Source organism: Serratia sp. TSA_7, assembly GCF_052692135.1.
Genome location: NZ_JBQZFU010000002.1, coordinates 671,170 through 693,327 on the forward strand (window position 1 = coordinate 671,170; position 22,158 = coordinate 693,327).

Below are 22,158 nucleotides of genomic sequence, written 5' to 3' on the forward strand. Positions count from 1 at the left end.
GGGCGCATGGCCGGCGATAACCTCCGCAGCGCCAGACAAATCTTAAATCCTCATCCCATCGCCGCTTTTCAGAATCCCACTAAGATTCAACCCTATCCGCAGGCGCTAATATGGCGATATTGCAGTAAAAAAATAATAAGGCCGGTTAATGATGAACGCACTTCATTAACCGGCCAACCCGCTGCGGCGGAAAGGAGAAGCTATGTTTAAACCTCTGTTATTGGCCGCCTTGTTGGTGGCGTCTACGGTACCCGCCATCCAGCAGGCGCATGCGGAAGGCCTCAGTATCAATCTGATGCCGGGCGTATCACTGCGCATTGGCGAGGAAGATAATCGCGGCCGTTATTGGGACGGCTACGACTGGCGCGACCGTGACTGGTGGCAAGGCCATCAGGGCCGCTACCTGGGCGATCGCAGCCGCCGGGGCTATTACTGGGATGGTTATCGCTGGCGCGATAACGATTACTGGCGCAAAAATTATTACTATCATGATGGCCGCTATCGCAAATTCGATAAGCATTACTACAAGCACCACGAAAAACATCATTGGAAGAAAAAACACCATGATGACGATGACTATCGTGGTCGACGCCATCACGACGACGATTGATGCCAAAAGGCCAGCATAACGCTGGCCTTTTCGATCACAGCACGCTGCTGACCAGCAGATAACCGTTCAGGCCGACGACCACCAACACAATCAGCTTGCCCAGCGTCTGTATGCTCCGGCTGTTCACCATTTCCCCCATCAGTTCCCGGTTACCGGTAAAGGCGAGCAGCGGCACCAGCGCCAACGCAATGCCGAAGCTCAGCAGCACCTGACTCAACACCAGAATACGCGTGGCATCCATTCCCAGCATAATGACGATAAACGACGGCAGCATAGTGACCACCCGGCGCACCCACAGCGGAATGTAAAAGCGTACAAATCCCTGCATCACCACCTGCCCCGCCAGCGTCCCCACGACGGTGGAAGACAGACCGGCGGCCACCAGGCTCAGCCCGAAGAGCGTCGCCGCCGCCTGGCCCAGCACCGGCTGCAGTGTCAGATAGGCCAGATCAAGATCGGCCACGCCGCTGTGCCCATTGAAGTGGAAGGTGGCGGCGGCGGTTGCCATCATTGCCAGGTTAACAAAACCGGCGATGGTCATGGCAATGGCGACATCGACCTTGGTGGACGCATACCGATCCGCCTTTGAATTCTCGCCGGCAGTCTGGGTTAAGGATGAATGCAAATAAATCACGTGCGGCATGATGGTCGCGCCCAGCACGCCGGCGGCCAGATATACCGCATCGCCATTCGGCAGATCCGGGATCGCCATGCCTTTTAACAGCGGGCCAAGCTGCGGCTGGGAAAACGCCAGCTCCACCATATAGGCAGCGGCAACAAACAGCAGCAGCCCGCCGATCGCCCTCTCCAGCGGTTTTTGCCCGCGTTTTTGCAGCATCAGGATCAGGAAGGTGGCGATACCCGTCAGGATGGCACCCTCAAGCAGCGTAACGCCCAACAGCAGTTTGAAACCTATCGCCGCGCCGATAAACTCCGCCAGGTCGGTAGCCATCGCAATGATTTCCGCCTGCACCCAATAAGCCCATACGGCCGGGCGTGGAAAGCGATCGCGGATGTGTTCCGCCAGGTTTTTGCCGGTAGCGATACCGAGTTTGGCGGACAGCAGCTGGATAAGCATGGCCATGACGTTGGCCCAGACCACGACCCACAGCAGGCTGTAACCCAAAGAGGCGCCGGACTGGATATTGGTGGCGAAATTGCCGGGATCGATATAACCGATGGCCGCGATAAATGCGGGCCCCATCAGCGACAGTTTGATTTTTCTGGACGGGCGACGGGTGTTCTCAACCACGCGACTGTTTGGCATACCCTGAACCCTTACGTCTGATAAACTAAGGGTTATCTTATGTAAATGATAATAATTATCAAGCGCATTTGTAACGGTAAAACTTATCTCTGTAATCGGGGATAACTCAGGTTTTAACGAAGGGTGTAACGTGCAGATGACACTTTTCGGCCCTCCAACGAGGCATATTCCAAACGAAATACGCCTGATAATCAAATTAGCACAAGAATAGGAATTTCATATGGATTCAGTAACCCATTGATTTTTTATGCTTTAACCTGATAATTTAAGACATTTCCCATTACGACTTTCCATATTTGCAATGGACCTCTCGTTTTTAAACGTGGCGTTACATAAAATGACATCCGAAATTCAGCCTGCCTCAAGTTTGGAGCAAACATGTCCCATATTGCGCACTTTGCGTTAGCGTTGGTGGTGGTTGCGATCCTGGCACTTTTAGTGTGCCGCGATCGTAAAAGCATCCGCATTCGCTACGTTATTCAACTGTTGGTTATTGAAGTACTGCTGGCCTATTTTTTCCTGCATTCGGAAGCGGGTTTAGGCTTTGTAAAAGGATTCGCGGCGCTGTTCGACAAGCTGCTCGGGTTTGCGGGGCAAGGGACTGATTTTGTATTCGGCGGTATGGGTGATAAAGGTTTGGCCTTCTTCTTCCTGAAGGTACTGTGCCCAATCGTCTTCATCTCTGCGCTGATCGGTATTCTGCAATACATCAAAGTGTTGCCGTTTATCATCCGGATTATTGGTACCGTGCTGTCAAAAGTAAACGGAATGGGCAAGCTGGAGTCGTTTAACGCCGTCAGCTCGCTGATCCTGGGCCAGTCTGAAAACTTCATTGCCTATAAAGATATCCTGGGCAAGATGTCGGAAAAACGCATGTACACCATGGCGGCAACCGCGATGTCTACGGTTTCCATGTCCATCGTGGGTGCTTACATGACCATGCTGGACGCCAAGTTTGTGGTTGCGGCGCTGGTACTGAACATGTTCAGCACCTTTATCGTGCTGTCATTGGTCAACCCGTATGACACCAGTAAAGAAGAAGAACTGCATCTGGGCAATCTGCACGAAGGCCAGAGCTTCTTCGAAATGCTGGGTGAATACATTCTGGCAGGTTTCAAAGTAGCCATTATCGTTGCTGCTATGCTGATCGGCTTTATCGCCCTGATCGCTGCGCTCAACGGTCTGTTCAGCGCCATCTTCGGTCTGAGCTTCCAGGAAATCCTGGGCTACTTCTTCTATCCATTCGCCTGGATTATGGGTATTCCTAAGCACGAAGCCTTGCAGGTGGGCAGCATCATGGCGACCAAGCTGGTCTCCAATGAGTTCGTGGCCATGATGGAACTGCAGAAAGTCTCTGCCGAACTGTCGCCACGCAGCCTGGGCATTCTGTCGGTGTTCCTGGTTTCCTTCGCCAACTTCTCTTCCATCGGTATTGTGGCCGGTGCGATTAAAGGGCTGAATGAGAATCAGGGCAACGTAGTTTCCCGCTTTGGTCTGAAGCTGGTTTACGGTTCTACGCTGGTCAGCCTCCTGTCTGCGTCCATCGCGGGCCTGGTTCTGGGCTAAGCCGAAACGGCAACAACGGAAAGGTCGCTTCGGCGGCCTTTTTTATTGCCCACAGTTTAGAAAGCTTAGAAAGCAGGAAAGACAGAAAGCAAAAAGCCGACCCTGAGGTCGGCTTTTTAAATGGTGGTGGAGCTAGACGGGATCGAACCGTCGACCTCTTGCATGCCATGCAAGCGCTCTCCCAGCTGAGCTATAGCCCCACAAAAGTGGTACGCTTTAACCGGCGTTACGGTATTCCCCAACCTTTCTGAGATAAAGGTTGGTGGAGCTAGACGGGATCGAACCGTCGACCTCTTGCATGCCATGCAAGCGCTCTCCCAGCTGAGCTATAGCCCCAATCCACAAACACAAAATCCTGTGAACGGGGCGCATAATATGAAACCCCCGAAACACTGTCAACGGCTAAATTGAATTACTCGATCAAGCGCTGAAAAAGCCGCCAAATCAGCGCGTTTAGCGCTAAAAAATAGCCATTACGGATAAAAATCAGCCAGGCATAAAAAAAGCCCTGCGGATCGCTCCACAAGGCTTTATCTGTTATCGCGTCATCTTGCTACCGGCCGCGTGCTGACAGCCTGGCAGCACGCGGCCAATCTATCAGGCCTGAGCTTCACGCCCGGCGATGTAGGCCAGCGCCAGGTCGATACGCTGCAAAGAACGCGCCTGGCCGATAGCATGCACGGTCACGTCCATACCCGGTGACTGACCGGCGCCGGTGACCGCTACGCGCAGCGGCATGCCCACCTTGCCCATACCTACGCCCAGCTCATCAGCGGTACCCTGAATGGCGTCATGCACGTTCTCCGGCGTCCAGGCACTGACAGCAGCCAGTTTGGCGCGTACCGCTTCCAGCGGCTGGCGTGCCACCGGGCGCAGATGCTTCTTGGCGGCGTCAGCGTCGAATTCGCTGAAGTCTTCATAGAAGTAGCGGCAGGACTCGGCCATTTCCTTCAGCGTCTTGCAGCGCTCGCCCAGCAGTTTGACGATATCTTTCAGCTCAGGGCCGTTGCGAGTCTCAATGCCAAGCTGCTCAACGTGCCACGCCAGATACACCGCAACTTCTTCCGCCGGCATATGGTTAATGTAATGGTGATTCAGCCACTGCAACTTCTCGGTATTGAAAGCGCTGGCGGATTTGTTGATCGCTTCCAGGGTGAAGAACTCTTTCATCTCATCAATAGAGAAGATTTCCTGGTCGCCGTGGGACCAACCCAGACGCACCAAATAGTTCAGCAACGCCTGCGGCAGGTAGCCGTCATCGCGGTACTGCATCACGCCCACTGCGCCATGACGTTTTGACAGTTTTTTGCCGTCGTCGCCCAGGATCATGGAAACGTGCGCATATTCCGGCACCGGCGCACCCAATGCTTTCAGGATATTGATCTGGCGCGGGGTGTTGTTGATGTGGTCTTCGCCGCGGATCACGTGGCTGATTTCCATATCCCAATCGTCCACCACGACGCAGAAGTTATAGGTTGGCGAACCGTCGGTACGGCGAATGATCAGATCGTCCAGTTCCTGGTTGCTGAATTCGATTGGGCCGCGGATTTTGTCATCGAAGATAACCGAACCTTCCTGCGGGTTACGGAAACGCACCACGCACGGCTCGTCATCGGTGTGGCTGTCTTGGCTGTCGCGGCAGTGGCCGTCGTAACGCGGTTTTTCACCGTTTTCCATCTGCGTTTCACGCAGCGCTTCCAGACGTTCCTTCGAGCAGTAGCATTTATAGGCGGTATCCTGCACCAGCATGTCGTCAATCACCGCGTTATAACGGTCAAAACGCTTGGTCTGGAAATACGGACCTTCGTTCCAATCCAGGTTTAACCAGTTCATGCCATCCATAATTGCGTCGATAGCGTCCTGCGAGGAACGTTCCAGATCGGTATCTTCGATACGCAGAACGAACTCACCGCCCGAATGGCGGCTGAACAGCCAGGAGTAAAGCGCAGTACGGGCGCCACCGACGTGAAGATAGCCGGTTGGGCTCGGTGCAAAACGGGTTTTGATTTTCATTGGTTTCACTGCCTTATTACGCAACGCGGGTCGGCGGTTGCCGACGATTGCTCGGAATTGAAAAAAGTGGGCAACATTGTACCACCCCCCGCTAATTCCTCAACGCCGACACGAGATTGCCGCACCGGTTTTCGTTATCGCTGCGGCGCATTTCGCATAACAATGTGCAAAGAATCATCATTGGTGGTGATAAATATCGCATCCTGTTTAAATTTGCGGCGAACGATTGAAATCATTTTAAAAACCGTTGACTCACTTTCAACTATCCCTATAATGCGACTCCAACAAGACGGGGCGATTAGCTCAGTTGGTAGAGCATCTCCTTTACACGGAGGGGGTCGGCGGTTCGAGCCCGTCATCGCCCACCATCTTGTTGAGCAGTAAAGCAGTAAGAAATGAGAAGAATGAGGGTGATTAGCTCAGTTGGTAGAGCATCTCCTTTACACGGAGGGGGTCGGCGGTTCGAGCCCGTCATCACCCACCACTCATTCTCTTGTTTGGCAGTACCCGGAAGTTCTGAAGTGGGTGATTAGCTCAGTTGGTAGAGCATCTCCTTTACACGGAGGGGGTCGGCGGTTCGAGCCCGTCATCACCCACCACTTCTGCGGGTCGTTAGCTCAGTTGGTAGAGCAGTTGACTTTTAATCAATTGGTCGCAGGTTCGAATCCCGCACGACCCACCAATACAGAAAAAGCGCCTTACGGCGCTTTTTTCGCATCTGTAGCCTGGAAATCACCACAAGCTCTATTACCTGCCCCCTTTATCGCCCATAAAAAAGGCGCTGCAAGCAGCGCTCAGACTGCCGACAAAGCCCGTTATTAGGGAGAGCGTGCCGAAGGGGTCGTAGCGGCTTGCCCGCCGACCAATTTGCCTGGAGCAAATTGGAACGACCTCATGTCGGCCCGCAGGGTGGGACACAGGGATGTGTCCCATAATAGCCCCTCGGTGCGCTAGGCCCGGGTATCTCGGATTCAAAGACAACTTTGTCATCAAACTCGGCGCTGCAAGCAGCGCTCTATAGTCATAAATAACAAGTCACCCCTATCCCCTAATTCAAGTTGCCGTCAACACACACGCAACTTGAAGTATGACGGGTATATCAGGCCGCCAGCGTCGCTCCGCCGTCAATCACGATATCCTGCAGGGTGATATGGCTGGCGCGATCGGAGGCCAGGAACAAAATGGCATCGGCAATTTCCTGCGGTTGGGCGATCTTGCCCAGCGGAATACCCAGCTTGAACTGCTCCGGGAACCCCTTGATGGTGTTCTGTTCACCGCTTTCGTCCTGCCACATACCGCGCTGCATCGGCGTGTTGGTCGAACCGGGCGAAACCAGATTGCAACGCACGCCATAAGGCGCCATTTCCAACCCTACGGTTTGGCACAGGCTGCGCAACGCCGCCTTGGAAGCGCAATAGGCCGCCATGCCGACGCGCGGCACATGCGCCGCGTTAGAGGCTACGCTGACAATCGCACCGCACCGCTGGCGACGGAACACCGGCAAGGCATGACGGAACATATTGAACGCCCCGCCGGCATTGACCGCCATACAGGCCAGCCAGTCTGCGGTGCTGGTCTCATCTGCCAACCCCATCCGCAAAATGCCCGCACCGTTCACCAGCACGTCCAGCGCTGGCTGTGCTGCCAGCAAACGCCCGCACAAGCTGTCTACCGCATCGCTATCGGCGACATCCAGCACTTCGGTGCGGAACGGGTATTCCGGTTCGTCGAAACGCAGGTCGAAGCCAATTACCTCGGCACCGGCCCTAACAAACGCCAACGCCGTCTCCAGGCCAATACCGGCACCCGCGCCGGTAACCCAAACCCGCTTACCGGCAAAATCGCCCTCTTTGCCCATCAAGACTTCTCCTGCGACAACATAGCCCACCAGCTGTCAATGGTCGGGTTTTTGGCCAACGCGATAAAATCAATATCGCTGCGGATTTTACGCCAGCGTGCGGCCAACTCCATGATACGCACCGAGTCCAGACCGTAGTCGATCAGGTTCTCATCGTCGCCCATGTCTTCGCTGTCTTCATCGAGGAACGGCATAATTTGCAGGCGCAGCGCAGCTTTGCTGGCGATGCCCGGCAGCAGCTCGGCGGTAGTCACCACGCGGCCACAGCGGCCTGCGGTGTAACGCAGCGCCATCAGGTGTTCGTCGCGAGAGAAATCCGCCAGACCGTCAGCCACCATAAACGGCTGGATATTGCGCATAAAGGCATCGATGGCGGTAGTCATGCAGCCGATATGGGCATACACGCCGCAAATGATCAGCTGATCGCGCCCCGACTCCTGCAGGATCTCCTGCAGCGGCGAACGGTGGAAAGCGCTGTAACGCCACTTCACCAGAACCGTATCGTCATCTTCCGGCGCCAGAGCCTGAACCACCGCCTGCTGCTCCGGGTGTTTATTCAGCCCTGGCCCCCACATATCGTTCAGCAATGCACGGTCTTCGTCGCTTTGCTGATTGGGCTGCGCGGTGTAAAACACCGGAATACCCTGTGATTTGCAGTAGCGGCGCAGATTGGCAATGTTCTCTACCACCTGTTTAATCAGCGGGCTGTCTTCACCCCAGAAATTCAGGAAATACTGCTGCATATCGTGGATCAGTAACGCAGCCCGCTGCGGTTCTACCGTCCAGCTCACTTTGTTGGTCGGCAGTTCAGCCTGCGTCGGCAGCGCGTAATCATTAAGTTTAGGTATGGCCATGACTTATTCTCCCTGGGCCTGAGTCAGTGATTGCGTCTCCAGGCGTTGACGCAACCGTTTTTTATCCACTTTTCCTACCGGGGTGAGCGGCAGCGTATCGACCTGTATAAAGCGGTCAGGTAATTTAAATTCGGCCACGCCCTCTGCACGCAAATGGCGGCGCAGCACCACCGGCTTCAACGCGCTGGCGGCGATAATAAAGGCGCAGCTCTTCTCGCCCATCAGCTCATCCGGCATGGAAACCAGCGCCGCATTGATCACCTCCGGGTGGCGCAACAGCAGGTTTTCGATCTCCTCGGCGGCGATCTTCTCCCCACCGCGGTTGATCTGATCTTTCTGACGCCCTTCCACCTTCACATAGCCGTCTTCAGTCAGGCTGATCAGATCCCCGGAACAGTAAAAACCGTCTTTATCAAAGGCGGCGGCGTTATGTTCGGGGCTTTGGTAATAACCGCGGAAGGTGTAAGGGCCCCGGGTCATCAGGCGCCCGGTTTGCCCCATCGGCAGCGGGTTGCCCTCGTCATCGGCCACCCACAGTTCGTCGTCCGGCGACATCGGGCAGCCCTGAGTGGTGAGAATATGCCGCTCGTCATCGTCCAACCGGGTGTAATTCACCAGACCTTCCGCCATGCCGAAGACCTGCTGCAACTGGCAGCCGATTTCCGCCGGAATACGCGCGGCCAAGGTTTCACTCAGCTTGGCGCCCCCCACCTGCAACAGCTTAAGGCTGGCCAATGGTTGGCCGCCCCACTCTTCAATCGCCTGTAGCCACAGCGTCACCGCCGGCGGCACCAGCGCCGTCACGTTAATCTGGTGCTGCTCGATCAAACGGAAGCATTGCCCGGCATCCGGATCGCTGGCGAACACCACCAGCCCGGCGCCATAAAACACGCCGAGCACGCCCGGAGAACTCATTGGGTAGTTATGCGCCACCGGCAGCGCGCACAGGTAGCGGGTATGCGCATCGAAATGGCAAATTTCCACGCTGCGACGGATGCTGTAGTAGTAATCATTGTGGGTGCGCGGGATCAGCTTTGGCGTGCCGGTGCTGCCACCGGAAAGCTGGAAGAACGCCACCTGGTCAGCCGGGGTCGGTGTCGCGATAAAATCTTCGGCATCCTCTTCGAGCCAGGCGGCCAGCGACTGCTCGCCTTCCTCCTGGCTGCGCAGCGCCACTACGCGCAATGAAGGATTTTCGGCGCGAAACGCCGTGAGGAATTCGTCGTTGCCGAACAGGCCATGCTGGCGATCGGCAATCAGCAGCGCAGGTTTGATTTGTGCGGCATAAGCCTTGAGTTCGTTGCGTTGATGGCTGAACAGCGCGTTCACCGGCACCACGCCAATTTTCAACAGCGCAAAGAAGGCCACATAGAACTCGACCACGTTGCCCAACTGCACCAGAGCGGTATCGCCACTGTGCAAGCCCCGACGTTGCAGCGCGGCGGCCAGCCGGTCAGAAAGTTGATTGAGCCGGCGATAGCTCAGGCTGCGCTGCGGGTCGATCAGCGCCACGGCGTCATTTTTGGCCTGGCGGGCAATAATGTCGGTCAATGGCCGGTCGGTCCAATAACCGCGTTCACGATAACGATGGGCCAACGCCTCAGGCCAGGGAGTAAAATCAATGCTCATGGGTATGCCTATCCTTGGTTCAGGCCAAACGCCCGCGAAATGGTACTGAGTTTGGTGCCGGTTTCACGCCATTCGGATTCCGGCGAAGAGTCTTGCACGATGCCGGCACCGGCAAACAGCCGCACCTGATTGCCCTGCACGGTGCCGCAACGAATGGTCACGACCCATTCGCCGTTGCCTTCGGCATCGCACCAGCCGACAATGCCGCCGAACAGGCCGCGATCAAAGGGTTCAAGCTGTTTGATCACCTGATGCGCAAGCCGGGTTGGCGTGCCGCACAAAGCCGGAGTCGGGTGCAGCAGGCAGGCCAGCGAAAGCGCATTTTCCGCCCGGCTGGCGGCTTCGCCATCGATAGGCGTAGACAGATGCCACAGCGTGGTGGTGCTCAATAATTCAGGGGATGACGGGATGTTCAAGTGGCGGCAGCGGTCGGCCAATACCTGGCGCATGCCTTCGGTGACGAACTTGTGCTCATAAAGGTCTTTGTCCGACACCAATAGTTGTTGGCTGATTTCACGGTCCCGCTGCGGATCGGCATCGCGGCGGGCAGAGCCGGCCAGCGGATTGGAATGGAACTGCGCGCCGAATTTGCGCAACAGCAATTCCGGGCTGGCGCCCACCAGTGCCCCCTGCTCCAGCGGCACGTGGAAGTGGAAACCGTTAGGGTTCTGGGCAATGATGCGCGCCATCAGCGCCTGGCGATCGACAGGTTCGCGGGTTTCAATCTCCAGCAGGCGCGACAGCACCACTTTATCCAACCGGTCGCCACGGGTAGCCTGCACCGCATCGGCAACCATCTGCATGAAAGGCTGCTGGGCAGGCACTTCGGTTTGCCGGGTAATTTCCGGCAAGGAGTCCTGCGGCTGCGTTGCGCCGGCCAAAAAGGCATCGCGTTCAAACCACTGAGTTTGCTGGGGAATAAACAACGCGGAAGGTTGATGAGTATCAAAAGGAATGGCGCCGCAGAGTACCGGGTTCTTCACGCCGGCCAGTTTCGCTTCGGCGAAAGCGTGCCGCACTTCTCGCTGGAACTCCCCATTCACCTGGTCCCCGCCCGCAGCGGGCAACGTGATTTTGGCGAAGCAACCTTGCGTACTCAGGCTACGGAAAGGAGAGGTAAAGAAGAAGCCCGCGGTGGGCGAAACGCCTGCAGTATTCAGTTCGCTCTCCTTGCTTTGCGGTTTCTTTTGGCCGGCACCCTTTACAGTCACGCTCATCGGTACTCCATTTCTCTTCGTGAATGATAACAAACATAATAATGATTATCATTTAAGTTTGACCGCGTTAAAGTACCCTTGGAAATTTGCCATGTCAATAATTGTAAACAGCTCTTCTCCTCTTCATCGTGGTAGAAAATCAGCAGCATAAATTATATAAATGATAAGTATTACTATTTAAAACCTAAGGACTTTCTTTATGAAGAAGAACCTGATCTTCGGCCTGGCGCTGTTCGGGCTAGCGGCAATCAGCGCCGCTCACGCCGCCGATGCCGGCTGGCCGCGTAACATTGAAACCTCACGCGGCGTGATCACCCTCAATCAGCCCCCTGCCCGTATCGTTTCTACCAGCGTTACCGTCACCGGCACCCTGCTGGCCATCGACGCACCGGTCGTCGCCAGTGGGGCAACCACGCCCGGCAGCCGTCTGGCGGACAAACAGGGATTCTTCCGTCAATGGAGTGACATCGCCGCACAGCGCGGCGTCAAACGCCTGTACATCGGCGAACCCAATGCGGAAGCCATCGCCGGCGTTGCCCCGGATCTGATCATCATCTCGGCCACCGGCGCCGATTCCGCCCTGCGCCTGTACGATCAGCTCTCTGCCATCGCCCCGGTGCTGGTGGTCAATTACGACGACAAAAGCTGGCAAGAGCTGGCCGCAGAACTGGGCCAGGCCACCGGGCATGAAGCCCAGGCGCATAAGGTCATTGGCGATTTCGATGCGCGTGAAAAAGCGCTGAAACAGCGCATGACGCTGCCTGAACAGCCGGTCTCCGCGCTGGTGTTCGGTTCGGACGGCAAAACCGCCAATCTGTGGACCGCCGATTCCTCTCAGGGGCAGATGCTTAAACAGCTCGGCTTCACTCTGGCGGTACCGCCCGCCAAATTGAACAACAGCCGCAGCATGGGCGTGCGCAAGGACATTATTCAGTTGAGCGGCGAGAACCTGGCGGAAGGCCTGAACGGCCAGACGCTGATGCTGTTCGCCAACGGCGACGCCGACGCGCAACGCCTGCTGGCCAATCCTTTACTCGCTCACCTGCCGGCTGTGCAGCACAAACGGGTTTATGCGCTGGGCAACGATACCTTCCGGCTGGATTATTACAGCGCCGGCAACTTGCTGACGCTGTTGGAAAAACAGTTTATTTCTCGGTAGTCTCGCTGGCGGGCTGGAGGCTTTCCTCCTGCCCGCCGCTGCCCACCTGGCGCAAACCGCGCATGGCGAAAGCCAGTACCACACCCAGCACCGCCACCCCAAAACCAAAACTGGTCGACGTCATCGCCGGCAGCATAAACGCCCCCATTGCCCCCAGCAGTAACGCCCCCAGCGCATCGCCCACGACGTTTTGCGCCGTCCACAGACCATTGATGCGCCCCAGGAAGGCGTCCGGCGTCAGGTTCTGAATCAGCCCGTATTGCAGCAACGAGTTCACCGCACTCAGGTAACCAAAAATCACCAGGAAAAACAGCGCCAAACCGTACCACGGCATCAGACCGAACAGACCGATGGCGACGAACGCACCTATCGCCGTCGTCAACATCATCCAGCCCGGCCGCGCTACGTGAGCGACCCGGCCGCTGGTGAACGCGCCAATCGCCGCGCCGAGCGGGACTGCGGAATACATAAAGCCCAATTGCGCTGCGCTGACGTGCCACATGCCGGACATCGCCGGATATAGCACCCGCACCGCACTGGCCATGGTCAGCAGCGCGCCGATCAGCGCCACCATACCTATTACCCGGTTGCGGAACAGGAAGCCGAAACCGCCGGCCAATGCGCGCAGCGGGTGTTCGCGCGGTTGTGGTGGCGGTGCTAACTGCGGCAGACGCAGCAAGGGGATCAACGTCAGCAACGTGCCCAACGCCGCCAGGCCGTAGTTCCACATCACGCCGGAGTGAGCGATCACCAGGCCCCCGATCGCCGGCGACAGGATCGAGCCAAAACGCACCGTCAGCATACTGATGGCACCGGCCTGAACGATGTTTTCACGCCCCACCAACGCCGGCGTGGCGGCCAGCAGCGCCGTCACCCCGACCGCGCCGAAGAAACCGTCCCATACGGCCAGCAAATAAATCGCCGTTAACGAAGGGGCCGGCAAGGCAGCGTTCACGCACAGCCCGATAAAGCCAATGCCGCAGGTGGAGCGAGCAAACAGAATCAAACGGCGGCGCTCGTAGCGATCGGCCAATACGCCCCCCATCAGCAAACCGGCAAACATACCGCTGCCCGCCAGCGTCACGGACAGCCCGACCAACAGGGTCGAACCGGTCAACGCCTGGATCTGAACCGGGATCGCAATGGCCATCAATCCCAGCGCTAAAATGGAAATAAAACGCGCACAAAATACGGCACGAAACGCGCCATTGGTCTTAAGCAGGCCAAAATCCAGCAAAATAGAGGGCTTACTCATCAGCTTTCTCACCACAACGTAGGAAAAGGGGCAGCGTCTGTGCTGCAATAGCGAAGGGAGTCATGGTAACATAGATGAAAGCAATCAATAATGATAATAAATATCATTTATATTCAATTAAATAACGGATTGTTATGTTACGGATTACACGCAATGGCACACCGTCCATTCCGGCCCCCAGGGATCGTCTTATTAGCGGCACTCCCCACTCATTTCATCGCAAACTGTTTGGTTTGCTGCTTGCCGTCTGCGCGCTGTTGGCCGTTATGCTGCTCAGCCTGTCGCTCGGCGCTAAATCCATCCCTTTTGATACGGTTATCCAGGCGCTGAACGGTCAATGCCGTGGAGCGGACTGCACCATCATTACCGAAGCCAGGTTGCCGCGCACGCTGGTGGGCGTATTGGCCGGCATTGCGCTGGGCTTGTCCGGCGTATTGATGCAAACCCTCACCCGCAACCCCCTGGCCGATCCGGGCATTCTCGGCGTGAACGCCGGGGCGGGATTTGCCGTGGTACTGGGCATCACCTTCTTTGGTGCCGCCGAGGTTAGCCAATACCTGTGGTTCGCCTTTGCCGGGGCGATGTTCGCTGCACTGCTGGTCGCGTTGATCGGCGCGCTGGGCGGCAGCAGTCTGAACCCGGTCCGCCTGACGCTGGCCGGGGTCGCGATGGCGGCGGTGCTGGAGGGAATGACCTCAGGGATTTCTCTGCTCAATCCGCTGGTGTTCGATCAACTGCGGTTTTGGCAGGCCGGTTCGCTGGATATTCAAAATATGCAGGTGGTGCGCGCCGTCACCCTGCCGATCCTGCTGGGCACGCTAATCACGCTGTGGATGAGCAAATCGCTTAACAGCCTGAGCATGGGCAACGAATTGGCCACTGCGCTGGGCACCGGCATCGTCCGCACCCAATTGCTGGGCCTGTTGGCGATTACCCTGCTGTGCGGTGGCGCCACCGCCGCCGTCGGCCCGATTGCCTTCGTCGGCCTGATGATGCCGCACATTGCCCGGCGGCTGGCCGGCTCCGAGCTGCACTGGATGCTGCCGTGGACGCTGGTCCTGACCCCCATCCTGCTGCTGAGCGCCGATCTGATTGGCCGCTTTCTGGTGGCCGGCGAGCTGCGCGTTTCCATCGTGACCGCCCTGATTGGCGCACCGCTGCTGATCGTGCTGGTGCGCCAACGTCATATGTTCAGGAGGCAACGCTAATGTCGATGCTGGCAGCCCGTCTGATGACCGATCAAAAATTACGTGCCCTGTCGCGGCCGGCGCTGACCGCGTCGATACTGGCGCTTGCCTGCGGGGTACTGGCGATTTACGCGCTAGGTTCCGGTTCCCTTTCGCTTAACGCCACGCAGGTGATCGACGCTCTCCTCGGCAAAGGCCCGGCAAACCTGACGGTGATAGTCACCCAGTGGCGTCTGCCACGAGTCACTATGGCGTTGCTGTTGGGCGCCGCACTCGGGATCAGCGGCGCCATTTTCCAGTCTCTGCTGCGCAACCCGCTCGGCAGCCCAGACGTGATTGGCTTCAATACCGGCGCCTACAGCGGCGTATTGGTAGCCATAGTGCTGTTTAACGGCGGCGTTATCGGCATCACCTCCGGGGCGCTGGCCGGTGGCCTGCTGACCGCCGCGCTGGTTTATCTGCTGGCATGGCGCAACGGTGTCGAGGCTTTCCGTTTGATTATTGTCGGCATCGCCGTGCGCGCCCTGCTGGTGGCCGGCAATACCTGGCTTATCATCAGCGCCTCGCTGGAATCCGCCATGACCGCCGGGCTGTGGAGCGCAGGGTCACTTAACGGCATAAGCTGGGCGAAAAGCCTGCCGGTGCTGGCGGTGATCGCGCTGTGCTGCCTGCTGTTGCTGACGCTGTCACGCCGCATGCGGCTGCTGGAAATGGGTGACGACACCGCCTGCGCCCTCGGCGTGCCGGTGGAACGTTCGCGCGTGCTGCTGCTGCTGATCGGCGTAACGCTGACCGCTGCCGCCACCGCCGTGGCCGGGCCGATCTCCTTTATTGCACTGGTGGCGCCGCAGATTGCCCGCCGCCTGTGCGCCAACCGCAGCGTCCTGTTGCTGACCGCCCTGACCGGCGCGCTGTTGCTGCTGATCGCCGATGTCGCCGCCCAGCGCCTGTTTATGCCTTATCAATTGCCGGTAGGCGTGCTGACCGTCAGCCTCGGCGGCATTTATCTGATTTGGCTGTTAATCCGTGAGTCACGAAAAAAATGAATGCTGAACCCCTGCTGCCTGCGCCGCTGCGCGCTGAACACCTGACGCTAAGCTATGACAAGAAAATCGTAGCGAGCGATCTTTGCGTCTCTATCCCCCAGGGCGAACTGACGGTGATTATCGGGCCGAACGCCTGCGGTAAATCTACCCTGCTGCGTACCCTCAGCCGCCTGATGCAACCGCAAGCCGGAAGGGTCTGGCTGAACGGCAAGCACATCGGCGAATACGCCACCAAAGAGGTGGCGCGCCAGTTAGGCCTGCTGCCGCAAAGTTCGACCGCTCCCGGCGACATCACCGTGTTTGATCTGGTGGCCCGTGGCCGCTACCCGCATCAGCGTCTGTTCAGCCGTTGGCGCGAAGAAGACCAGCAAGCGGTGGAGCAGGCAATGCGTTCCACCGGCGTGTTTGAACTGGCCGAACAGCCGGTGGATACGCTTTCCGGCGGGCAGCGTCAGCGGGTCTGGATTGCGATGGTGCTGGCGCAGCAAACGCCGCTGCTGCTGCTGGATGAACCGACCACCTGGCTGGACATTAGCCATCAGATCGACCTGCTGGAATTGATGCGTCAGTTAAACCGTGAAAACGGCCACACGCTGGTGGTAGTGCTGCACGATCTCAACCACGCCTGCCGTTACGCCACCCATCTGATCGCCATGCGCGACGGCAAAGTCGTGGCCGAAGGTGCACCTAAGGATATCGTGACGCCGGAGTTGATCGAAGAAGTGTACGGCCTGCGCTGCATGATCATTGACGATCCTGTCTCGCACACGCCGCTGGTGGTGCCGCTGGGGAAATGATTTCCAGCAGATTTAAACGCGGTTCGCAGCGCTCCTGAAAGGACAAGGCCCATGAATGGGCCTTGTCGTACAAGTAACAAGGGTGCGGCTTGAAAGAGGGTATTACAGCGCTCTTAGAATGCGATTCAACAACGGCCCCAGCACCTTAAACGACGCCGGTGAGACGATATCTACGTGCGCGCAATCCAGTTCATGAACCTGCAAGGCATCCACATATTCCGCCCAGGTTTGCTGCACGTCCATCCCTTCCTGCAACGTCTGACGCGCGACAAACAGCGTCGCCTGCCCGCTGAAATTCGCCGTATGGGTCGCGGAAAGCAGACGTACCGAATCGACATAGTTGGCTTCGATATTATCGAACATCGCCACCCGGGTTTCGCCCAGTGCCGGATCCAGCGTATCTTCCGATACCGCCAGGAACTGCTGGCGTTCACGCTGCACTTCTTTCAGCACGTTGTCATCCAGCATCACGTCCCAGTTTTGCGTTTCCGGCGGATAAGTATCCAGCAACCCAAGGAAAGCCACTTCTTCGCCTCGCGCCTGCAACCTGGCGGCGATCCCCTGCGCCAAGGTGCCACCCAGCGAATAACCGATAAAATGGTACGGGCCATGAGGCTGGACCTGCAATACCGTCGCCAGATGCGCTTCGCAAACCTGATCCATATTTTCGCTGAGCGCCAGCGGGCCATCCGGACGCGGCGACTGAATGCCCACCAGTGACCAATGTTGATCGATATAGCGCGGCAGCACGCTGAACTGCCAGGAGAATCCGGAAGCCGGATGCAGGCAGAACAGCGTCGGGCCATCGGTGGTGCGCAGCGGCAGTACGCTGTCGAAACCGGTTTGGTCGGCTTCTTCCTGGGTGCGCTCTTGCGTTAGCAGTTGCGCCAGCTGTTCCACCCGGGAAGCGACCATCACCTGCCCTACCGAAACCGCCTTGCCCAACTCGCGCCGCAGCTCCGCCGCCAGCCGCATGGCCAGCAGCGAGTGACCGCCGAGGGCAAAGAAATCATCGTCGGCAAATACGGTTTCACGTTGCAGCAAGCGCGCAAATACCGCAGCGATCGCCGTCTCCAGCCCGGGTTCAGGTTCACGGCCCGCAGCCCTGACGCCGTTTTGCGGCTGCGGCAGCGCTTTGCGATCCAGCTTGCCGTTAGCGCTTAGCGGTAAAGCGTCCATCTCAACCAACGCCACCGGCACCATGTGTGGCGGCAGGCGATCGGCCAAGGCGGCACGCAGGCCGTCGAGATCCAGGCGCACGCCAGGCTGGGCCACCAGGTAACCCACCAGTTGGCGGGCATCCCCACCGCCGGTGTCTGCCGGCGTATTGCCCAGTACCAGCGCATGGGTCACCGCCTGCTTAATGCCCGGCAGCGACAGCAATGCATGGTCGATTTCGCTCAGCTCAATGCGCTGACCACGAATTTTTAGCTGATCGTCGCTGCGGCCGAGGTATTCCACTTCGCCACCCGGCAGCCAGCGCGCAACGTCGCCGGTACGGTACATCCGTCCGCCGTTGCCTTCGGGATCGGCCACAAAGCGGCTGGCGGTCAGTTCCGGGCGGCCAAGATAGCCCTGCGCCAGCTGCACGCCGGTAAGATACAAATCACCGGCCACGCCCGGCGGCACCGGCCGCAGACGCGCATCCAGGATGCGCAGCCCGGTATTCCACACCGGCAGGCCGATCGGCACATTGGCGCCCGTGATTGCCGCCAGCGACTCGCCCCAGGCCGGATGCCAACTGACATCCACCGCCGCTTCGGTCGGGCCATACAGGTTATGCAAGGGCACGCCAGTGCGGCTTTGCCACAGGCGACACAGCTCAGACGGCAGCGCTTCGCCGCTGCAAAAAACCTGCCGCAACGGCGCACAGCAGGCCACCGCCGGCGGGTTGTCCAGCGCGCCGACAAAGGCCGCCAGCATCGAAGGCACGAAATGCAGCGTGGTAACCCGATGCCGGTCAATCAACGCCAACAGCTGTTGCGGATCGCGGTGCGCTTCCGGCGGCGCCATCACCAACTGGGCCCCCACCATCAACGGCCAGAAAAACTCCCACACCGAGACGTCAAAGCTGCATGGCGTTTTCTGCAGCACCACATCGTTCGCCGCCAGTGGATACTGATGCTGCATCCACAGCAAACGGTTGACGATCGCCTGATGCCCCACCAGCACGCCTTTCGGCCGCCCGGTAGAACCGGAAGTAAAGATGATGTAAGCCGGGTGATGCGGCGTTGGCCCGTTGAGCTCCACCTCTGCCGCGCAGTCGGCGGCCAGAGGCGCATCAAACAGCAGAATCTCTCCCTTGCCGGCAAAACGCGCCTGCTGGGTAGGTTCGGTGATGATCAGTCGCGGTGCGGCATCTTCCAGCATCATGCCGAGGCGTTCGTCAGGGTAGCCGGTGTCCAGCGGCAAGTAGGCGGCCCCCGCTTCGACAATCGCCATCAGCGCCAGCGACAGGAACACCGAGCGCGGCAGCGCAACGGCAACGATATCGCCGGGCTGTACCCCCTGTGCCGTCAGTTGGCGTGCCAGCGCGGTGACTTGTTCACGGGTTTCGCGATAGCTGAACCGGTATTGCGCGTCCCTCAACGCCGGGGCGTCCGGGGTTTTCTGCGCCTGTTCGGCCAGCAGGCCGCTGAGGGTTTGCGCCGCCACCGGATGAGCGGTGTCGTTAACCCTGGCCAGCAGTTGGCGGTCCTGTTCGGTCAGCAAATCGGCTTCGCCAATCGGCATCTGCGGCCGGGCGGCAAACTGACGCAGCAACAGCGGCAGACGCTGTAAATGCGCCGCCAGCTCATCGCGCTGATAACGTTCGGCATTGGCCAGCAGATCCACCTTCAACGTGCCGGCCTCGTCGAGATACAGCGCGATCTCCAGATCCCGTACCGGCCCCGAGGCCAACTCGTGAGTAATGCCTTCGATACCGCCGAAATCGAGCTGGAAATCGAACATTTTAAAGTTGAAAACGGTGCCGTACAGCGGCTGGGCATCGCCAATCCGTCCCAAATCACGCTGGATTTGTTCCGCCTCGTAACGCTGATGACGACGAACGGTTTTCAACTCACGGCCGATACCGCCGGCGATCTCGCACAGCGTGGCCTGGGGATCGAGGTGCATTTCGATCGGCAATACGTTGATCACCGGGCCATTGGCGCACAGCGCAGCAGAACCGGTGCGGCGCATAAAGATGAAACCGGCGCTGAAGCTGCCGTGGCCGCTCAGGCGAGACACCCACAGCGCCACCAGCGCCAACGCCATATCCGCCACGCTGAACTGCTGCGAGCTGGCGTTCACCAGTTGGGTAAAATCTTGACGATCGCACAGCTGCGATAACCGGTGGATGCGGGTGGTTGGCGTCTGCCCGGCCAGCGGCTGCGGGCAAAGCGTGGCCGGCGCAGGCAACTGCTGCGCCTTGTTCAGCCAAAAAGCGGCATCGCGCTGGCAGGTTGCCGACTGCTGGTAGCGCTGATATTCCGCCACCACCTCGCTGAAGGAGGTAAACGGCGTCGGATCGGGCTGTTCATCGTTCAGTATGCGGCTGTAAATATGGGCGATTCTGCGGGCAATGGCGGTAAAACTGAAGCCATCGACCAGAATATGGTGGTAGCGTTGATACCAGAACCAACGCCGATCCGACAGGCGGATCACAATATGGCGGTACAGCGCCTTGCCGCTGCCGATGCGCAAATCGCCGGACATATCCAGCTGCATCATCGCCTGCGCCGCCGCCAGGGCATCGGGAGAGCCGCGCAGATCGAGATATTCCGTCGGCAGGATCGCCAGGTCGGCGTCATGCCACTGTACCGGCACCCCGTCCCGCTCTTCAAAGCGGAGCTGAAGGGTATCGACTTCGGACAACCCCTGCGCAATCGCCTGCAATAGCCGCTCTTCGTTCAGTGGGCCGCTGAGTTCGATATAGTGGGAAACCGCATAGGCATTGGCGTAAGGCGATATTTGATCGGCCACCCAGATGCCAGGTTGCGCGGCGACCAGCGGCAATTCAGTGGCAAGCTGCTCTTCGGTCGGTAATAAAATAGGGTCTGACAAGGGACTGACTCCTGTTAACGGTAATGGCGCCATCACGCCTTACGCAGCGATGCGGGCCGCATATCCTGCCAATGCTGTTCCAGCCAACTCACGCACAGCGAGCGTACCGCCGGGCCGAAAACCGGCGTCCACCCCGCCGGTACTGCGCTGAAATCAGGCCACAGGCTGTATTGCCGCTCATCGTTTTGCAGAATCAGGCAGATTTGCTGTTCATCATCGAATGGGTTCAGAGTTTCCATCACGGACTCCTTGGACGTTGAAAGTTAGCTTGGCGAATGGCGCCGCAGGCTGATCCGCCCACAACGCCTGCAGCCCGTCGATCAACCCGCCGCGCCAGCACAGAGAGTCGTGCCCGCCTTCCACCACCCGGTATTGCACCTGATGGCCGGCATCACGCAGCACATCCGCCATCCGATCATTCACCCTGCGCGCCACCTGTTCGTGGGTGCCGGCCTCCATGAACACCTTCAATCCGCCCTTGCGACCAACGCCCTGTTCGGCCTGGCGCAGCAACCAACCGGCATCGGCCGGCACGGCAGGTTGCTGGTACATGTCGCGACGCGGCCACCAGAAAGAGCCGGACTGAGCAATCACGCCGCCAAAGCGCTGCGGCCAGTGGAGACCGGCATACAGCGAAGACAGGCCGCCGAAGCTCTGTCCACACACCAGCGTGCTTGCAGGGTTGCCGCTGTGGGGTGCCCATTCAGCCAATTGCGGCAGCAGTTCTTCCTGCACCGCCAGCCAAAAATCTTCATTGCAGGCCAACTCATGCGCACGCTGTTTTTGATCGATGGCATCGATCAACAGATACACCGCCTCCGGCAGTTTGCCTTCACGAGTCAGTTGCATCAGCGGATCCCAGACCGGCATGTTGCTCGACCAGAACTGGCCGTCCAGCAGCAGGGCCAACGGCCGTTGCGCCGGGTTGCTGTCGCCGGTGGTGTAAACCCAAACGTTACGGGTATTGCCCAGCCGCGCACTGTGCCAGCTGTGGCGTTGCAGCCTGGCGGGCGGTGCCGGGGTACAGCGCCCGCAGGCCGACGCATAACGGTCGAAATCCTGCCAGGCCGGTTGCGGCAGCGCCGCCGGCATATGCAGGCCGGACAAGACGTTGCCGTTGGCGCCGAACCAGGAGCGATGAGGATTAAGCAGATCGTGGGTGGCGCTGGCGAACACCTGATGCCACCAGTGACGGACCGAATGCATATTGGCGTGCGCATCGTTATCGCTGAGCGTCAGCGGCCGATCGTCCATGCAGGGCATAAAGCAGTAACTGCCACGCCAGTCGGCGTTCAGCTCGGTTTGCCAATACCAGACGTCGGTCCCTTCAAGCCGTTGCAAGCTCTGCGGTGGCGAGGGCTGATGATGATCGGTGAGGCAGTTGATGTGGATCCAGACGCGTTGATAGGCTGAAGTGAGCTCACATCCTTGAGGATCACGCCATAAAAATGTGACCTTCCCTCGCCCATCTCCTTGCAGCTCCACCAGCGGCGTACCGCGTTTGGCGATATTCAGCCACCATCCATGACGCCCGGCGTGCTTGCTCGATAATAATCTGCTGCTTTCTGACTCGGATTTTGTTTTCAAAACGCCTATTCACTTTTAGCTGGCAGCTTCAAGAACGCCGGCACATTCGCGGCGCGAGGCGCTGCC

At 58.5% G+C, this 22,158-nt stretch carries 16 protein-coding genes and 6 tRNA genes; 10 read left to right on the plus strand and 12 right to left on the minus strand.

Annotated features, from left to right (window positions below; genetic code table 11):
* Positions 1 to 202 precede the first annotated feature (202 nt).
* Entirely contained in the window at positions 203 to 610 is a 408-nt protein-coding gene (locus ACUTQW_RS12025) for a DUF2502 domain-containing protein (RefSeq protein WP_004947596.1), read from the plus strand.
* A gap of 34 nt (positions 611 to 644) precedes the next feature.
* Here ACUTQW_RS12025 and ACUTQW_RS12030 read toward each other — a convergent pair whose 3' ends face one another.
* On the minus strand, positions 645 to 1,877 hold the full coding sequence (locus ACUTQW_RS12030; RefSeq protein WP_006327031.1) for an Nramp family divalent metal transporter: 1,233 nt from the start codon (positions 1,875 to 1,877) through the stop codon (positions 645 to 647).
* A gap of 378 nt (positions 1,878 to 2,255) precedes the next feature.
* On the opposite strand from ACUTQW_RS12030, the gene ACUTQW_RS12035 reads away from it, so the two are divergent.
* The gene (locus tag ACUTQW_RS12035) at positions 2,256 to 3,443 is read left to right on the plus strand and encodes a NupC/NupG family nucleoside CNT transporter (RefSeq protein ID WP_004947602.1); all 1,188 of its coding nucleotides are present in this window, start codon (positions 2,256 to 2,258) and stop codon (positions 3,441 to 3,443) included.
* Between the two features lie 124 nt (positions 3,444 to 3,567).
* On the opposite strand, the gene ACUTQW_RS12040 is transcribed toward ACUTQW_RS12035, so the two are convergent.
* The 3 genes from ACUTQW_RS12040 to gltX form a co-directional block, all read right to left on the minus strand.
* Positions 3,568 to 3,643: transfer RNA gene (locus tag ACUTQW_RS12040), tRNA-Ala, on the minus strand.
* Between the two features lie 60 nt (positions 3,644 to 3,703).
* Positions 3,704 to 3,779 (minus strand) — tRNA-Ala (locus ACUTQW_RS12045).
* Positions 3,780 to 4,040: 261 nt separating this feature from the next.
* Positions 4,041 to 5,456: a glutamate--tRNA ligase gene (gene gltX, locus ACUTQW_RS12050; protein WP_004947608.1), complete on the minus strand. Its 1,416-nt coding sequence runs from the start codon at positions 5,454 to 5,456 to the stop codon at positions 4,041 to 4,043.
* Positions 5,457 to 5,748: 292 nt separating this feature from the next.
* Between gltX and ACUTQW_RS12055 the strand changes: the two genes are divergently transcribed.
* The 4 genes from ACUTQW_RS12055 (at position 5,749) to ACUTQW_RS12070 (ending at position 6,138) form a co-directional block, all read left to right on the plus strand.
* Positions 5,749 to 5,824 (plus strand) — tRNA-Val (locus ACUTQW_RS12055).
* Between the two features lie 40 nt (positions 5,825 to 5,864).
* Positions 5,865 to 5,940, plus strand: a tRNA-Val gene (locus tag ACUTQW_RS12060).
* A 39-nt stretch (positions 5,941 to 5,979) separates the two neighbouring features.
* Positions 5,980 to 6,055: transfer RNA gene (locus ACUTQW_RS12065), tRNA-Val, on the plus strand.
* A gap of 7 nt (positions 6,056 to 6,062) precedes the next feature.
* Positions 6,063 to 6,138, plus strand: a tRNA-Lys gene (locus ACUTQW_RS12070).
* A 417-nt stretch (positions 6,139 to 6,555) separates the two neighbouring features.
* On the opposite strand, the gene dhbA is transcribed toward ACUTQW_RS12070, so the two are convergent.
* The 4 genes from dhbA to ACUTQW_RS12090 are packed head-to-tail and all read right to left on the minus strand — an operon-like array spanning position 6,556 to position 11,014.
* The gene (dhbA, locus tag ACUTQW_RS12075) at positions 6,556 to 7,314 is read right to left on the minus strand and encodes a 2,3-dihydro-2,3-dihydroxybenzoate dehydrogenase (protein WP_004947610.1); all 759 of its coding nucleotides are present in this window, start codon (positions 7,312 to 7,314) and stop codon (positions 6,556 to 6,558) included.
* The gene (locus ACUTQW_RS12080; RefSeq protein WP_006327037.1) at positions 7,314 to 8,168 is read right to left on the minus strand and encodes an isochorismatase family protein; all 855 of its coding nucleotides are present in this window, start codon (positions 8,166 to 8,168) and stop codon (positions 7,314 to 7,316) included. Before ACUTQW_RS12080 ends, dhbA begins: the two co-directional genes overlap by 1 nt.
* A gap of 3 nt (positions 8,169 to 8,171) precedes the next feature.
* A complete protein-coding gene (locus ACUTQW_RS12085) occupies positions 8,172 to 9,797 on the minus strand; it encodes a (2,3-dihydroxybenzoyl)adenylate synthase (RefSeq protein ID WP_006327040.1) in 1,626 nt (541 codons plus the stop codon).
* An 8-nt stretch (positions 9,798 to 9,805) separates the two neighbouring features.
* Positions 9,806 to 11,014 (minus strand): isochorismate synthase, encoded by a 1,209-nt coding sequence (locus ACUTQW_RS12090; RefSeq protein WP_006327041.1) that lies wholly within the window; start codon positions 11,012 to 11,014, stop codon positions 9,806 to 9,808.
* 199 nt (positions 11,015 to 11,213) lie between these two features.
* Between ACUTQW_RS12090 and fepB the strand changes: the two genes are divergently transcribed.
* Positions 11,214 to 12,173 carry a Fe2+-enterobactin ABC transporter substrate-binding protein gene (gene fepB, locus ACUTQW_RS12095; protein ID WP_006327042.1) on the plus strand — a complete coding sequence of 320 codons (960 nt, stop codon included), beginning with the start codon at positions 11,214 to 11,216 and terminating at the stop codon, positions 12,171 to 12,173.
* On the opposite strand, the gene entS is transcribed toward fepB, so the two are convergent.
* Entirely contained in the window at positions 12,160 to 13,428 is a 1,269-nt protein-coding gene (entS, locus tag ACUTQW_RS12100; RefSeq protein ID WP_037433404.1) for an enterobactin transporter EntS, read from the minus strand. The two genes, fepB and entS, sit on opposite strands and share 14 nt — an antisense overlap.
* Before the next feature lie 134 nt (positions 13,429 to 13,562).
* Here entS and fepD point away from each other — a divergent pair, with 134 nt between their 5' ends.
* From fepD to ACUTQW_RS12115, 3 genes are read left to right on the plus strand one after another with little or no spacing between them, the layout of a single operon-like run.
* Positions 13,563 to 14,636 carry a Fe(3+)-siderophore ABC transporter permease gene (gene fepD, locus ACUTQW_RS12105; RefSeq protein ID WP_037433407.1) on the plus strand — a complete coding sequence of 358 codons (1,074 nt, stop codon included), beginning with the start codon at positions 13,563 to 13,565 and terminating at the stop codon, positions 14,634 to 14,636.
* The gene (gene fepG, locus ACUTQW_RS12110) at positions 14,636 to 15,661 is read left to right on the plus strand and encodes an iron-enterobactin ABC transporter permease (RefSeq protein WP_081113165.1); all 1,026 of its coding nucleotides are present in this window, start codon (positions 14,636 to 14,638) and stop codon (positions 15,659 to 15,661) included. Before fepD ends, fepG begins: the two co-directional genes overlap by 1 nt.
* Positions 15,658 to 16,458, plus strand: coding sequence for an ATP-binding cassette domain-containing protein (locus ACUTQW_RS12115; RefSeq protein ID WP_006327057.1), 801 nt, complete (start codon positions 15,658 to 15,660; stop codon positions 16,456 to 16,458). Before fepG ends, ACUTQW_RS12115 begins: the two co-directional genes overlap by 4 nt.
* Positions 16,459 to 16,560: 102 nt before the next feature.
* Here ACUTQW_RS12115 and ACUTQW_RS12120 read toward each other — a convergent pair whose 3' ends face one another.
* The 3 genes from ACUTQW_RS12120 to fes are packed head-to-tail and all read right to left on the minus strand — an operon-like array spanning position 16,561 to position 22,092.
* Complete coding sequence (locus tag ACUTQW_RS12120) at positions 16,561 to 20,505, minus strand: enterobactin synthase subunit F (RefSeq protein WP_445654864.1); 3,945 nt, start codon at positions 20,503 to 20,505, stop codon at positions 16,561 to 16,563.
* 32 nt (positions 20,506 to 20,537) lie between these two features.
* Entirely contained in the window at positions 20,538 to 20,744 is a 207-nt protein-coding gene (locus ACUTQW_RS12125; protein WP_004947636.1) for an MbtH family protein, read from the minus strand.
* A complete protein-coding gene (gene fes / locus ACUTQW_RS12130; RefSeq protein ID WP_261149960.1) occupies positions 20,719 to 22,092 on the minus strand; it encodes an enterochelin esterase in 1,374 nt (457 codons plus the stop codon). Before fes ends, ACUTQW_RS12125 begins: the two co-directional genes overlap by 26 nt.
* Between the last annotated feature and the right edge of the window lie 66 nt (positions 22,093 to 22,158).